At 70.6% G+C, this 15,166-nt stretch carries 7 protein-coding genes and 1 pseudogene; 7 read left to right on the forward strand and 1 reads right to left on the reverse strand.

Going from position 1 to position 15,166, the window contains the following annotated elements; all coding sequences use genetic code 11:
- Positions 1–228 precede the first annotated feature (228 nt).
- Both GUY61_RS22645 and GUY61_RS22650 read left to right on the forward strand, forming a co-directional pair.
- A complete protein-coding gene (locus tag GUY61_RS22645) occupies positions 229–2,523 on the forward strand; it encodes a M4 family metallopeptidase (protein WP_398956517.1) in 2,295 nt (764 codons plus the stop codon).
- A 204-nt stretch (positions 2,524–2,727) separates the two neighbouring features.
- Complete coding sequence (locus GUY61_RS22650; protein WP_313896809.1) at positions 2,728–4,368, forward strand: M4 family metallopeptidase; 1,641 nt, start codon at positions 2,728–2,730, stop codon at positions 4,366–4,368.
- A gap of 85 nt (positions 4,369–4,453) precedes the next feature.
- Here GUY61_RS22650 and glgP read toward each other — a convergent pair whose 3' ends face one another.
- A complete protein-coding gene (gene glgP, locus GUY61_RS22655) occupies positions 4,454–7,105 on the reverse strand; it encodes an alpha-glucan family phosphorylase (RefSeq protein WP_166632070.1) in 2,652 nt (883 codons plus the stop codon).
- A gap of 302 nt (positions 7,106–7,407) precedes the next feature.
- Here glgP and GUY61_RS22660 point away from each other — a divergent pair, with 302 nt between their 5' ends.
- The 5 genes and pseudogenes from GUY61_RS22660 to GUY61_RS22680 all read left to right on the forward strand — a co-directional run.
- Positions 7,408–9,222, forward strand: coding sequence for a rhamnogalacturonan lyase (locus GUY61_RS22660; RefSeq protein ID WP_208106332.1), 1,815 nt, complete (start codon positions 7,408–7,410; stop codon positions 9,220–9,222).
- 169 nt (positions 9,223–9,391) lie between these two features.
- A complete protein-coding gene (locus tag GUY61_RS22665) occupies positions 9,392–10,612 on the forward strand; it encodes a S8 family peptidase (protein WP_166632071.1) in 1,221 nt (406 codons plus the stop codon).
- A gap of 287 nt (positions 10,613–10,899) precedes the next feature.
- On the forward strand, positions 10,900–12,894 hold the full coding sequence (locus GUY61_RS22670; RefSeq protein ID WP_208106331.1) for an alpha-1,4-glucan--maltose-1-phosphate maltosyltransferase: 1,995 nt from the start codon (positions 10,900–10,902) through the stop codon (positions 12,892–12,894).
- Positions 12,891–14,615: a maltose alpha-D-glucosyltransferase gene (gene treS, locus GUY61_RS22675; RefSeq protein WP_166632073.1), complete on the forward strand. Its 1,725-nt coding sequence runs from the start codon at positions 12,891–12,893 to the stop codon at positions 14,613–14,615. Before GUY61_RS22670 ends, treS begins: the two co-directional genes overlap by 4 nt.
- Positions 14,616–14,903: 288 nt before the next feature.
- Positions 14,904–15,166 (forward strand): annotated as a pseudogene (locus GUY61_RS22680) (maltokinase); the annotation flags it as partial.

Raw genomic sequence — 15,166 nt, forward strand, 5'->3', positions numbered from 1 at the left:
CCCCACCACCCGTTCGCTGAGCGGACATCAGAGTTCGGCCAACGGATAGATTCCGGCCAAGCTTTTGACGCGCTCCTGACATGGGACGTTCACTCCTGGCACTCTGTGCCCGTTCCGTTTGTCACGCACCCGCACCGCGCTCTGCACGCACGGCCCCGCCGGCCCATCCCGTCGGCGGGTCTTCCTCCGGCCGCCCGCCCACCGGCGGCCGCAGCGATAGGAGTTCGCGTGAGATCCACCCCCCACAGAGGCGCCCACAGACGCACCCTGGCGACCGGCGCCCTCGTCGCCGCGGCGGCCATGCTGATCACCGGGGTCCAGGCCGGCACCGCCGGCGCCCGCCCCGACGACGCCGCCGCCAAGGCCGGCCGGGCCGCGAAGTTCGAGAAGCCCGACCCCGGCGCGCTGCCCGCCAAGCTCTCCCCGTCCCAGCGGGCCGAGCTGCTGCGCGAGGCGAACGCCACCAAGGCCGAGACCGCCGAGGAACTCGGCCTGGGCGCCAAGGAGAAGCTGGTCGTCCGTGAGGTCCTCAGGGACGTCGACGGCACCGTCCACACCCGCTACGAGCGCACCTACGCGGGCCTGCCGGTGCTCGGCGGCGACCTCGTCGTCCACGAGAAGAAGTCCGGGAAGACCGAGGGCGTCACCAAGAACTACAAGCCGCAGCTGAAGGTCTCCGACCTCAGCGCCGAGGTGACCGCCGGCACCGCCGAGAAGCAGGCCGTCAGGGCCGCGAAGGCCGAGGGCTCCACCAAGTCCGAGGCGGACAGCGCCCGCAAGGTGATCTGGGCCGGCAGCGGCAAGCCGGTGCTCGCCTACGAGACCGTCGTCAGCGGCATCCAGCACGACGACACCCCGAGCGAGCTGCACGTCATCACCGACGCGCAGACCGGCAAGAAGCTGCACGAGTACGAGGGCGTGCACACCGGCACGGGCAACACCCAGTACAGCGGGTCGGTGACCCTGGGGACCACCCAGTCCGGGTCGACGTACAACCTCACCGACGCCGCGCGCGGCGCCCACAAGACGTACAACCTCAACCGGGGTACGTCGGGCACGGGCACGCTCTTCAGCGGCTCGGACGACGTGTGGGGCGACGGCACCGCCTCGAACCTGGAGACCGCGGGGGCGGACGCGCACTACGGCGCCGCGCTGACGTGGGACTACTACAAGAACGTGCACGGGCGCAACGGCCTGCGCAACGACGGTGTGGCCCCCTACAGCCGGGTGCACTACAGCAGCAACTACGTCAACGCCTTCTGGCAGGACTCCTGCTTCTGCATGACGTACGGCGACGGCTCGGGCAACGCGGCTCCGCTGACCTCGATCGACGTCGCGGCGCACGAGATGACCCACGGCCTGACCTCCGTCACCGCGAACCTCACCTACAGCGGTGAGTCGGGCGGCCTGAACGAGGCGACCTCCGACATCTTCGCCGCCGCCGTCGAGTTCAACGCGAACAACTCCCAGGACGTCGGCGACTACCTGGTGGGCGAGAAGATCGACATCAACGGGGACGGCACCCCGCTGCGCTACATGGACAAGCCGAGCAGGGACGGCTCGTCCAAGGACTACTGGTACTCCGGCATCGGCTCGGTCGACGTCCACTACTCCTCCGGCCCGGCCAACCACTGGTTCTACCTGGCCTCCGAGGGCGACGGCGCCAAGACCGTCAACGGGGTCTCCTACGACTCGCCGACCTCCGACGGCCTTCCGGTGACGCCGATCGGTCGGGCGAACGCCGAGAAGATCTGGTTCCGTGCGCTGACCACGTACATGACGTCGAGCACCAACTACGCGGGGGCGCGCACGGCCACGCTCCAGGCCGCCGCCGACCTGTTCGGGCTGGGCTCGGCCACGTACAACAACACGGCCAACGCGTGGGCGGCCATCAACGTCGGCTCCCGGATCCTGGACGGCGTCACCGTGACCCCGCCCGGCAACCAGTACTCCACGGTGGGCTCCGACGTGAGCCTCCAGGTGCAGGCGACCAGCACCAACGCGGGTGCGCTGAGCTACGCGGCGACCGGCCTGCCGGCCGGACTGTCGATCAACTCCTCCACCGGCCTGATCTCGGGTTCGCCGACCACCGCGGCCGTCAGCTCGGTGACGGTGACCGTCACGGACTCGGCGGGCGAGACGGGGACGGCGAGCTTCACCTGGACCGTCGACCCGGAGGGCCAGGGCAGCGTCTTCGAGAACACCGCGGACTACCCGATCGCCGACAACTCGACGGTCGAGTCGCCGATCAACGTCAACCGCTCCGGCACCGCCTCCAGCGCCCTCCAGGCGCAGGTCGACATCGTCCACACCTGGCGCGGTGACCTGGTCGTCTCCCTGATCGCCCCCGACGGGACGGCGTACACGCTGCTGAACCGCAGCGGCGGCTCGGCGGACGACGTCCACCAGACCTTCACGGTCAACGCCTCCTCCGAGACGGCGACGGGGACCTGGAAGCTGCGGGTGCAGGACGCGGCCTCCGGCGACACGGGCTACATCGACAGCTGGAAGCTGACCTTCTGAACCCCGCTTCCCGCATGACCTGCTGACGCACCATCAGCCGGTGCCCGGGGCCGCTGGCCGGCCTCGGGCACCGGCTCCTCACATCCGTTCATGTTCGGTCAATCAATGGTCAAAACTGATCAACGACCAGTGACATGGACACGACTCCTCTGCGAATCTACGGCCACGACTTTGCAATCCCCCCACTCAGCAAAGGACTTACACGTGACCCCCCGCATAACCCGCTCTACGCGCGTCGCCACCGCCCTCACCCTGGCCGTCACCGGCGCGCTCCTCACCGCGGGACTCGGCACCACCACCGCCGGTGCCGCCACCCCCACCGAGGGCACCGCGGCCACGGCGCTCCCGCTGAAGCTCACCCCCTCGCAGCGGGCCGAGCTGCTGCGCGAGGCGAACGCCACCAAGGCCGAGACCGCCGGGGAACTCGGCCTCGGCGCCAAGGAGAAGCTGGTCGTCCGCGACGTCGTCAAGGACGCCGACGGCACGGTCCACACCCGCTACGAGCGCACCTACGCGGGCCTGCCCGTGCTCGGCGGCGACCTCGTCGTCCACACCTCGAAGACCGGTGAGACCAAGGGCGCGACCAAGGCCGTGAAGGCCGCCATCAAGGTCGCCGACCTCGCCCCCGAGGTCACCGGGGCCACCGCGGAGAAGCAGGCCCTCAAGGCCGCGAAGGCGGAGGGCTCCACCAAGTCCGAGGCCGACCAGGCGCCCCGCAAGGTGATCTGGGCGGCCGACGGCACGCCCGGCCTCGCCTACGAGACCGTCGTCGGCGGCTTCCAGCACGACGGCACCCCGCAGGAACTGCACGTCATCACGGACGCGCAGACCGGCGAGAAGCTGTACGAGTACGAGGCCATCGTGACCGCCACCGGCAACAGCCAGTACTCCGGCACGGTGAACATCGGCACCACGCTGTCGGGTTCGACGTACCAGCTCAACGACACCACGCGCGGCAGCCACAAGACGTACAACCTGAACGGCGGCACCTCCGGCACCGGCACGCTGTTCACCGACGCCGACAACGTCTGGGGCACCGGCTCCGCCACCAACACCCAGACCGCCGCCGTGGACGCCCACTTCGGCGCGCAGACGACCTGGGACTTCTACAAGAACGTGCTCGGGCGCAGCGGCATCAAGAACAACGGCGTCGCCGCGTACTCCCGCGTCCACTACGGCAACGCGTACGTCAACGCCTTCTGGTCCGACAGCTGCTTCTGCATGACGTACGGCGACGGCTCGGGCAACACCAAGCCGCTGACCTCGCTCGACGTGGCGGGCCACGAGATGACGCACGGCGTCACCTCCAACACCGCGGGCCTCAACTACAGCGGCGAGTCCGGCGGTCTGAACGAGGCGACCTCCGACATCCTCGGCACCGCCGTGGAGTTCTACGCCGCCAACGCCTCCGACCCCGGCGACTACCTCATCGGCGAGAAGATCGACATCCGCGGCAACGGCACCCCGCTGCGCTACATGGACAAGCCGAGCAAGGACGGCTCGTCCAAGGACTACTGGTCCTCCTCGCTCGGCTCGGTCGACGTCCACTACTCCTCGGGCCCGGCCAACCACTTCTTCTACCTGCTGTCCGAGGGCAGCGGCTCGAAGACGATCAACGGGGTGACGTACAACAGCGCCACCTACGACGGCTCCACCGTCACCGGCATCGGCCGGGACAAGGCCGTCAAGATCTGGTACAAGGCCCTGACCACGTACATGACCTCCACCACCAAGTACTCCGGGGCCAGGACGGCGACGCTGAACGCCGCCGGCGCGCTGTACGGCACCGGCAGCACCGAGTACGCGGCGGTGGCCGCGGCGTGGAAGGCCGTGAACGTCTCCTAGCGGACGTCCTCGGTACGCACGTGCGCCCCGCCGTCGCTCGCGCGACGGCGGGGCGCACCTGTGCCGGGGCCCGGCGCGTCCCGCACTACCGCATCAGCACTCCCCCGCCGTCTCCGGTCGTCCCGGTGGGCAGCGTCACCAGCCCCAGGTCGGCGCCGGAGGCCAGCAGCCGGTGGGAGGGCAGGATGCGGACCGTGTAGCCGAAGGGGCCGGTGCGGTCCAGGGACAGCGGGCCCTCGTAGGTCCAGCGGCCCTCCAGGTCCGGGCCGCCCACCGGCTTCAGGGCCGCGGCGCGGGCGTCGGCGATGGAGTCCTCGGGGTCGACCCGGCCCGAGACGGCCTGGACCTCGACGTCGTCGGGGACGAGCCCGTCGAGCGCGACCCGGACGCGCAGCGCCAGGGTGGAGCCGAGTTCGGCGGTGGAGGTGTCCCCGCGCGGGGTGGCACCGGCCGCCGCCGCCTCGACGTGGTCGACGGCGACCCTCGGCCAGGCGGCGCGGATCCGTGCCTTCCACTCGGCCAGCTCGCGCGCCTCGTCAAGGCCGAGCGCGCGGTGGGAGTGCGCGGCCGGGGTGTAGAGCCGCTCCACGTACTCACGGACCATGCGGCCGGCGAGCACCTTGGGGCCGAGGTTCATCAGGGTCTGGCGGACCATCTCGATCCAGCGGTCCGGCAGCCCGCCGCGGCCGCGGTCGTAGAAGCGCGGCGCGACCCGCTGCTCCAGCAGTTCGTAGAGGGCGTTCGCCTCCAGGTCGTCGCGCCGGTCGTCGTCGGTGGCGGCCCCGTCGGCGGTGGGGATGGCCCAGCCGAAGTCGGGCTCGTACCACTCGTCCCACCAGCCGTCCAGGACGGAGAGGTTGAGGCAGCCGTTGAGCGCCGCCTTCATGCCGGAGGTGCCGCAGGCCTCCAGCGGGCGCAGCGGATTGTTCAGCCAGACGTCGCAGCCCGGGTAGAGCTTCTGCGCCATCGCCATCCCGTAGTCGGGCAGGAAGACGATGCGGTGCCGCACCCGCGGGTCGTCCGCGAACCGCACCAGTTCCTGGACGAGCCGTTTGCCGCTGTCGTCGGCCGGGTGCGCCTTGCCGGCCACGACGATCTGGACCGGGCGCTCGGGGTGCAGCAGCAGATCCATCAGCCGGTCCCGGTCGCGCAGCATCAGGGTGAGCCGCTTGTAGGAGGGCACCCGGCGGGCGAAGCCGATGGTCAGGACGTCCGGGTCGAGCACCTGGGAGATCCAGCCCAGCTCGGCGGTGCCGGCGCCGCGCTGCCGCCAGGAGGCGAACAGCCGCCGCCGGACCTCGGTGACCAGTTGTTCGCGCAGTTCCCTGCGCAGCTCCCAGATCTCGCTGTCCGGGATGTCGGCGACGGCGTCCCAGCGCGAGGCGCCGCCGGCGGTGAGCACCTCCTCGGCCCGTGAGGCGCCGACCTGCCGCGCGCCGAGGCGGAACACCTCGGGCGCGACCCAGGTGGGCGCGTGCACCCCGTTGGTGATGGAGGTGATGGGCACCTCGGCGGCGTCGAAGCCGGGCCACAGGCCGGCGAACATCTCCCGGCTGACCTGCCCGTGCAGGGTGGAGACGCCGTTGGCGCGCTGGGCGAGGCGCAGGCCCATGACGGCCATGTTGAAGAGGTTGGGTTCGCCGCCGGGATAGGTCTCCATGCCGAGCCGGAGGATCCGCTCGACGTCCACGCCCGGCAGTTCGCCGTCCTCGCCGAAGTGGCGGGCGACGAGTTCCCGGTCGAAGCGGTCGATGCCGGCCGGGACGGGGGTGTGGGTGGTGAAGACCGTGCCGGCGCGTACGGACTCGAGTGCGGCGTCGAACTCGAGCCCCTGGGCAGCCAGTTCGCGGATCCGCTCCAGGCCGAGGAAGCCAGCGTGGCCCTCGTTGGTGTGGAAGACCTCGGGCTCCGGGTGGCCGGTCAGCCGGCAGTACGTGCGGACGGCGCGGACCCCTCCGACACCGAGCAGCATCTCCTGGAGCAGCCGGTGCTCGCTGCCGCCGCCGTAGAGACGGTCGGTGACGTCGCGCTCGCCGGGGCCGTTCTCCTCCACGTCCGAGTCGAGGAGCAGCAGCGGTACGCGGCCGACCTGGGCCTGCCAGACGTATGCGTGCAGCGAGCGCCGGCCGGGGAGCGTGAGGACGACCTGGCACGGTGTGCCGTCGGACTCGCGCAGCAGCCGCAGTGGGAGTTCGTTGGGGTCGAGGACGGGATAGTGCTCCTGCTGCCAGCCCTCGCGGGAGAGTGTCTGGCGGAAGTAGCCGTGGCGGTAGAGCAGGCCCACGCCGATCAGCGGGGCGCCGAGGTCGCTGGCGGCCTTGAGGTGGTCGCCCGCGAGGATGCCGAGGCCGCCGGAGTACTGGGGCAGGGCCGCCGTGATGCCGAATTCGGGGGAGAAGTAGGCGATGGCGGAGGGCAGGTCCGCCTCCTGCCCGGGGCCGCGGCGCTGGTACCAGCGGGAGCCGCCGGTGTAGTCCTCCAGGTCGTCGACCGCGGCGGCCAGCCGGCGCAGGAATCGGCGGTCGTCGGCCAGTTCGGCGAGGCGGGCGGAGGAGACGGTGCCGAGCAGGCGGACCGGGTCCTGCCCGGAGGCGGCCCAGCCCTCGGGATCGACGGACTGGAAGAGTTCTCGGGTCTCGGGGTGCCAGGACCAGCGCAGGTTCCGCGCCAGTTCACTGAGCGGTCGCAGGGGTTCCGGCAGGACGGGGCGGACGGTGAATCGACGGATGGCCTTCACGTTTCCACCTTCGCAGGGAACGTACTGAAACGTACTGGAATGTTCGAAAACGTACGTGTCCATTGTGTCCGGGGGACGCGCGGTCCGTGCGTCCCGGCGTGGAGTGTCCCTCCAGACGGTAGCGGCGCGGCAGGCTCGTCGACACGGCGCACAATCGCTTGGCCGTGCGCGGCAACCGATGGCGCGGCCGCGGCGACCAGATGGTGCACATGTCCCTCATCCCCCGAGGAGGAACCGTGGCACCCGCGGCAGGCAACGGCGCACCACATCACGCACGGCGCAGAACCCGGCTCGGCTTCCTGATGGCCGGCGCACTGGCGGCCGCAAGCCCTCTCCCCCTGTCCGGCACCGCCGGGGCGGCGACAGCACGGCAGGTGGAGGCACTGGACCGGGGTGTGGTCAGTGTCCACACCGACAGCGGCAATCTGGTCGGCTGGCGCTGGCTGGGGACCGATCCGGACAATGTCGCATTCAACGTGTACCGGGCCGGCACGAAGGTGAATTCCTCCCCCGTCACCAACTCCACCAACTTTTTTCACCCGGGTGCCCCCGAGCAGGCCGACTACACCGTCCGCGCGGTGGTGAACGGCGTCGAGCAGGGCGACTCGGTGCACGCCGTCCAGTTGCGCGCCGGGTACAAGGACGTGCCGCTCTCGCCGCCCGCCGGCGGCACGACCCCGGACGGCGTGGCCTACACCTACGAGGCGAACGACGCGAGCGTCGCCGATCTCGACGGGGACGGGGCGCTCGACTTCGTGCTGAAGTGGCAGCCCACCAACGCCAAGGACAACTCCCAGAGCGGCTGTACCGGCAACACGGTCGTCGACGGGATCAGGCTGGACGGCACCCGGCTGTGGCGGATCGACCTGGGGCGCAACATCCGCTCGGGTGCGCACTACACCCAGTTCCAGGCGTACGACTACGACGGCGACGGCCGGGCCGAGGTGGCGATGAAGACCGCCGACGGCACGGTCGACGGGCGGGGCACGATGATCGGCTCGGCCTCGGCGGACCACCGCAGCGCCGGTGGATACGTCCTGTCGGGCCCGGAGTACCTGACCATGTTCGACGGGGCGACGGGCGCGGCCCTGGGCACGGTCGACTACGTCCCGGCCCGCGGCACCGTCTCCTCCTGGGGCGACTCGTACGGCAACCGGGTCGACCGGTTCCTGGCCGGGACGGCGTACCTGGACGGGGCCAGGCCCTCGCTGATCATGGCGCGCGGCTACTACACCCGGACGGTGATCGCCGCCTGGGACTGGCGGGGCGGCGTCTTCACCCGCCGCTGGACGTTCGACACCAGCTCCTCCACCAACGCGGGCCGGGGCTTCGACGGCCAGGGCTCGCACAGTCTGTCCGTCGGCGACGTGGACGGGGACGGCAGGGACGAGATCGTCTACGGCGCGATGGCGGTGGACGACAACGGCTCCGGCCTGTGGACGGCGCGGACCGGACACGGTGACGCGCAGCACCTGGGGGACCTCGACCCGGCGGACCCGGGCCTGGAGTACTTCAAGGTCTCCGAGTCCTCCTCGCAGCCCGCCGAGCTGTACCTCGACCCGGCGAACGGCGCCGTGAAGTGGCAGCTCGCCGCCTGCTGCGACAACGGGCGCGGGGTCGCGGCCGACATCTGGGCCGGCAACGACGGTGCGGAGGTGTGGTCCGCCTCGGACACGTCGGTCCGTGACGAGGCCGGGGCCGCCAAGGGCCGCGAGCCGTCCTCGGTGAACTTCGCCGCCTGGTGGGACGGCGTCCCGGTGCGCGAACTCCTCGACGGCACGCACGTCGACAAGTACCGGCCCTCGTCCGACACCCGGCTGCTGACCGGCGCCCCGGTCTCCTCCAACAACGGCACCAAGGCCACCCCGGCCCTGTCGGGGGACATCCTCGGGGACTGGCGCGAGGAGGTCGTCTGGCGGACCTCGGACAACCGGGCGCTGCGGATCTACTCGACCCCGCACGAGACGAGTACGAAGATCACCACCCTGCTGCACGACACCATGTACCGCACGGGCCTGGCCTGGCAGAACACGGGCTACAACCAGCCGCCGCATCCTGGGTTCTTCATCGGGAACGGCATGCCCACCGCTCCGCGCCCGGCCGTCTACGCGCCGTAGCGCGGGCGGGACGCTTTCCGCCCCTCCGCATGCGCCGCTCGTACCACCCCTCACTACGCGGGCGATATGGCCGATTCCACCCCCTCGTCGGCCTTGTCGCACTTCACACCAACCGGAAGGCTGCCAAGTGGCGCCGGAGGGCGTCGAGTTGAGGAGGGGACTGAAGCGGATGGCACTGATGCGCGACTTGCGCCTGCGCCTGACAGGGGTGACCGGGGTGGTGACCGCCGCGGCGACCGCGGCGGCGCTCTCGGTCGCCTCGCCGCCCGCGCAGGCGGCGCCCGCGGAGGGGCGCATACACGGGGCCGGCTCGGCCGGTTCCGTCGACAGCAGCTACATCGTCACCCTCAGGACCGGGGCGGCGGGGGTCAGCGCCTCGTCGGCGGCGGGAAGGGAGCTGGCCGCCCGGTACGGCGCGAGAATCAGCCATGTCTACCGGGAGGTCCTGAACGGCTTCGCCGTGGAGGCGAGCGAGACCCGGGCGAAGCGGCTGGCCGCCGATCCCCGGGTCGCCTCGGTCACCCAGGACACCCGGGTCTTCCTGGACCGCACCCAGAACAACCCCCCGTCCTGGGGTCTCGACCGGCTCGACCGGAAGTCCCTGCCCCTCGACGGGTCCTACGCCTTGCCCGACAGCGCCGGCAAGGGCGTACGGATCTACGTCATCGACACCGGCGTGCGCACCTCGCACAGGGACTTCGGCGGCCGGGCGGTGAGCGGCTGGGACTTCGTCCAGAACGACCGCGTCGCCCAGGACGGCAACGGACACGGCACCCATGTCGCGGCGACGGCGGCCGGTGCGGGGCACGGTGTGGCGAAGAGGGCGACGATCGTGGCCGTGCGGGTGCTCGACAGCCGGGGCGCCGGCACGACGGCCCAGGTCATCGCGGGCATCGACTGGGTGACGCGCAACGCGGTCGGGCCCGCCGTCGCCAATCTGAGCCTGGGCGGCGCGCCGAACGCCCAGCTGGACGCCGCGGTCCGCAGGTCCGTCGCCTCCGGGGTGACCTACACCGTCGCGGCGGGCAACGAGGGGGCGTCCGCGGGCCTGGGCTCCCCGGCCCGGGTGCGGGAGGCGGTCACGGTCGGCGCCACCGACGTCCGGGACCGGCGCGCCGGATTCTCGAACTGGGGTTCGCGGCTCGATCTGTTCGCACCAGGTGTGAACATCACGTCCGCGTGGAACACGGCCGACACGGCGACGGCGGTCGCCTCCGGCACCTCGATGGCCGCGCCGCACGCGGCGGGCGCCGCCGCGCTGTACCTGGCCGACCACCCGCGGGCCCGCCCGGCGGCGGTGGGCGAGGCGCTCGTCGGGAACTCGGCGAAGGGCCGGGTGGGGGGCGCGGGTCCCGGCTCCCCGAACCGGCTGCTCCAGGTCCGCGGCTGACACCTGCCGCGGTCCGCCCGGCACCCGTACGGCCCTGTCGGACGGGTCCCGGGCGGCGGAGTTCTTACGCATCAGTAGTTAACCGAATACCGGATTGCCGCCGAAGACGCCGTGGGAAGGCTACTTCGGTACGGCGTGCCCCGGCACCGTACGTCCGTATCTCACGCACCCACCCGAGTGAACGCGGACAGGAGCGCCCCATGCCCGCAGCCCGCCCGACAGGCCGCCCGCCGAAGGAACGGATACAAAGAATCGAACCCCGCGAACGCACAGCCGTAGGTGAACCCATGATCGGTCGCATCCCTGTTCTGGACGTACGTCCCCTCGTCGACTGCGGAAACCGTCCCGCCAAGGCGGTGGTGGGCGAGACGTTCCAGGTCAGCGCGACCGTCTTCCGGGAGGGCCATGACGCGGTCGCCGCCAATGTGGTGCTGCGCGACCCCACCGGCCGTCAGGGACCCTGGACGCCGATGCGGGAACTCGCCCCCGGCACCGACCGCTGGGGTGCCGACGTCACCCCGGACGCCGAGGGCACCTGGACCTACGCCGTGGAGGCCTGGAGCAACCCGATCGCCACCTGGCGGCACCACGCGCAGATCAAGATCCCGGCCGGCATGGACACCGATCTGGTCCTGGCCGAGGGCGCCGAGCTGCACGAACGGGCCGCCGCCGGGGTCCCGAAGGACGAGGGCCGGGACGTCGTGCTGGCCGTCGTGGACGCGCTGCGCGACACGGAGCGGCCCGCCGCCTCCCGGCTGGCCGCCGCGCTGACCCCGGACGTGGCGCGCACCCTGGCCCGCCACCCGCTGCGCGAACTGGTCACCGCCTCGGCCCGGATGCCGCTGCTGGTGGAGCGGACCCGCGCCCTGTTCGGCTCCTGGTACGAGTTCTTCCCGCGCTCCGAGGGCGCGGTCGTCGACCCCGCGGGCGTGCGGCCCCCGGTCTCCGGCACCTTCCGCACCGCCGGGATGCGGCTGCCGGCGATCGCGGCGATGGGCTTCGACGTGGTCTACCTCCCGCCGGTCCACCCGATCGGCACGACCTTCCGCAAGGGCCCGAACAACACGCTGTCGGCGGGTCCCGGCGACGTCGGCGTGCCCTGGGCGATCGGCTCCCCCGAGGGCGGCCACGACGCGATCCACCCGGACCTCGGCACCCTGGAGGACTTCGACCACTTCGTGGCGCGGGCCGGGGAGCTCGGCCTGGAGGTGGCGCTGGACTTCGCGCTGCAGTGCTCCCCGGACCACCCGTGGGTGAAGGAGCACCCGGAGTGGTTCAACCACCGGCCGGACGGCTCGATCGCGTACGCCGAGAACCCGCCGAAGAAGTACCAGGACATCTACCCGATCGCCTTCGACGCCGACATGGACGGCCTGGTCGAGGAGACCCTGCGGGTGCTGCGGCACTGGATGGCGCACGGGGTGCGGATCTTCCGCGTGGACAACCCGCACACGAAACCGGTGGTCTTCTGGGAGCGGGTGATCGCGGAGATCAACCGCGCCGACCCCGATGTGATCTTCCTGGCCGAGGCGTTCACCCGCCCCGCGATGATGCACACGCTGGCCCGCATCGGTTTCCAGCAGTCGTACACCTACTTCACCTGGCGCAACACCAAACAGGAACTCACCGAGTACCTCACGGAACTCTCCGGTGAGGCGGCCTCGTACATGCGCCCGAACTTCTTCGTCAACACGCCCGACATTTTGCACGCGTACCTTGTCGATGGCGGCAGACCGGCCTTCGAGGCGCGGGCCGTGCTCGCCGCGACCCTGGTGCCGACGTGGGGCGTCTACGCGGGCTACGAGCTGTGCGAGAACGTTCCGCTGCGGCAGGGCAGCGAAGAGTACCTGAACTCGGAGAAGTACCAACTGAGGCCGCGGGACTGGGAGTCGGCGGAACGGGAGGGCCGTACGATCGCTCCTCTCATCACCGAGCTCAACGCGATCAGGCGCCGCAACCCTGCGCTGAGGCAGTTGCGCGACATCCATTTCCACGACGCGGACAAGGAAGCGGTGATCGCGTACTCGAAGCGGGCGGGTTCGAACACCGTGCTGGTGGTCGTGAACCTCGACCCCCACCACACCCAGGAGGCAACGGTCTCGTTGGACATGCCGGCACTCGGCCTCGACTGGCACGAGTCCATCCCGGTGCGCGACGAGCTCACCGGTGAGACCTACCACTGGGGCAGGGCCAATTACGTGCGACTCGAGCCGGGCGTCACGCCTGCGCATGTACTCGTCCTGCGACCGTCCTCACCGATCGGAGGGTCACCCACAACATGATCGTCAATGAGCCCGTCCATGACACCTTCGAGGACACACCCGCCAAGGACCGTCATCCGGACTGGTACAAGCGGGCCGTCTTCTACGAAGTGCTCGTCCGTTCCTTCCAGGACAGCAACGGCGACGGCGTAGGAGACCTCAAAGGGCTCACCGCCAAGCTGGACTACCTGCAATGGCTGGGGGTCGACTGCCTCTGGCTGCCGCCGTTCTTCGCCTCACCGCTGCGCGACGGCGGTTACGACGTCTCGGACTACACCGCCGTCCTCCCGGAGTTCGGCGATCTCGCCGACTTCGTCGAGTTCGTCGACGCCGCCCACAACCGCGGCATGCGCGTGATCATCGACTTCGTGATGAACCACACCAGCGACCAGCACCCGTGGTTCCAGGAGTCGCGCAACAACCCCGACGGCCCGTACGGCGACTACTACGTCTGGGCCGACGACGACAAGCAGTACCAGGACGCGCGGATCATCTTCGTCGACACCGAGACCTCCAACTGGACCTTCGACCCGGTGCGCAAGCAGTACTACTGGCACCGCTTCTTCTCCCACCAGCCGGATCTCAACTACGAGAACCCGCAGGTGCAGGAGGAGATCATCGCGGCGCTCAGATTCTGGCTCGACCTGGGCATCGACGGCTTCCGGCTGGACGCCGTGCCCTACCTCTACGCCGAGGAGGGCACCAACTGCGAGAACCTGCCCGCCACCCACGAGTTCCTCAGGCGGGTCCGCAAGGAGATCGACGCCCAGTACCCGGACACCGTGCTGCTGGCGGAGGCCAACCAGTGGCCCGAGGACGTCGTCGACTACTTCGGCGACTACTCGACCGGCGGCGACGAGTGCCACATGGCCTTCCACTTCCCGGTCATGCCGCGGATCTTCATGGCGGTCAGGCGGGAGTCGCGCTACCCGGTCTCGGAGATCCTGGCCAAGACCCCGGCGATCCCCTCGAAGTGCCAGTGGGGCATCTTCCTGCGCAACCACGACGAGCTCACCCTCGAGATGGTCACCGACGAAGAGCGTGACTACATGTGGGCGGAGTACGCCAAGGACCCGCGGATGCGCGCCAACATCGGGATCCGGCGCCGCCTCGCCCCGCTGCTGGACAACGACCGCAACCAGATCGAACTGTTCACGGCCCTGCTGCTGTCCCTTCCGGGCTCGCCGATCCTCTACTACGGCGACGAGATCGGCATGGGCGACAACATCTGGCTCGGCGACCGGGACGCCGTGCGCACCCCGATGCAGTGGACGCCCGACCGCAACGCGGGCTTCTCCTCCTGCGACCCCGGCCGGCTCTTCCTGCCCACGATCATGGACCCGGTCTACGGCTACCAGGTCACCAATGTCGAAGCCTCGATGACCTCGCCGTCCTCGCTGCTGCACTGGACCCGGCGCATGATCGAGATCCGCAAGCAGAACCCGGCGTTCGGCCTCGGCTCGTACACCGAGCTGCCCTCGTCGAACCCGGCGGTGCTGGCCTTCCTGCGCGAGGCCCCCTCCGTGGAGGGGCAGGGGGACGACCTCGTCCTGTGCGTGAACAACTTCTCGCGCTTCGCCCAGCCCACGGAACTGGACCTCAGCAGCTTCCAGGGAAGGCACCCCGTGGAACTCATCGGTGGCGTCCGCTTCCCCGCCATCGGAGAATGGCCGTATCTGCTCACGCTGGCAGGCCACGGCTTCTATTGGTTCCGGCTGCGCAAGGACGTCGGGCCGAGCTGAGGGAGGCCGGGCCGGAGGCCGGTTCCGGCCGGTTCCCGAGGGCCGAGGGCGGGCCGGTTTCCACCGGCCCGCCCTGGGCACTCTCACTGAATACCGAACCCGAGGCGCACCCGCCTCTCCCCGTCGCACACGGGGAACCTGAGGGGACCTGTACGGACGATCCTCACCCGACACTCCCCCGGGCACCGTCCGGGGGACCACCACGCTCCGCCGGATGTCCAATACCGTAATCCGGGACAATCTGCGCATTTACGTGTGTCTGGAGACCCGGGGAAAGGACGCGACGCCATGTCGGAGGCAGCATCCACCCGGGGCACCGGGGCAGCCCGGGCCGTCTTCGTCGCTCCCCGCCCGGCCGCCGATCCGCTCCCCCCGCTCGAACCGCTCCTGCGCGAATGGCTGCCCAGGCAGCGGTGGTTCGCGGGGAAGGGCCGGTCCATCACCGGGCTGTCCCTGGTGTCGATGACGGAGCTGCTGCCGGTGTCGGCCTCCGGGCCCGCCCCCGGCCTCCTGCACCTGCTGGTCGACGCCGAGCAGCAACTCCTCCCCTC

The organism is Streptomyces sp. GC420 (genome assembly GCF_009916105.1).
Classification (GTDB): Bacteria; Actinomycetota; Actinomycetes; order Streptomycetales; family Streptomycetaceae; genus Streptomyces.

Coding starts and splice junctions, on each gene's coding strand:
- treS (WP_166632073.1), top strand. CDS start 12,891: ATGATCGTCAATGAGCCCGTCCATGACACCTTCGAGGACACACCCGCC.
- GUY61_RS22670 (WP_208106331.1), top strand. CDS start 10,900: ATGATCGGTCGCATCCCTGTTCTGGACGTACGTCCCCTCGTCGACTGC.
- GUY61_RS22665 (WP_166632071.1), top strand. CDS start 9,392: ATGGCACTGATGCGCGACTTGCGCCTGCGCCTGACAGGGGTGACCGGG.
- GUY61_RS22660 (WP_208106332.1), top strand. CDS start 7,408: ATGGCCGGCGCACTGGCGGCCGCAAGCCCTCTCCCCCTGTCCGGCACC.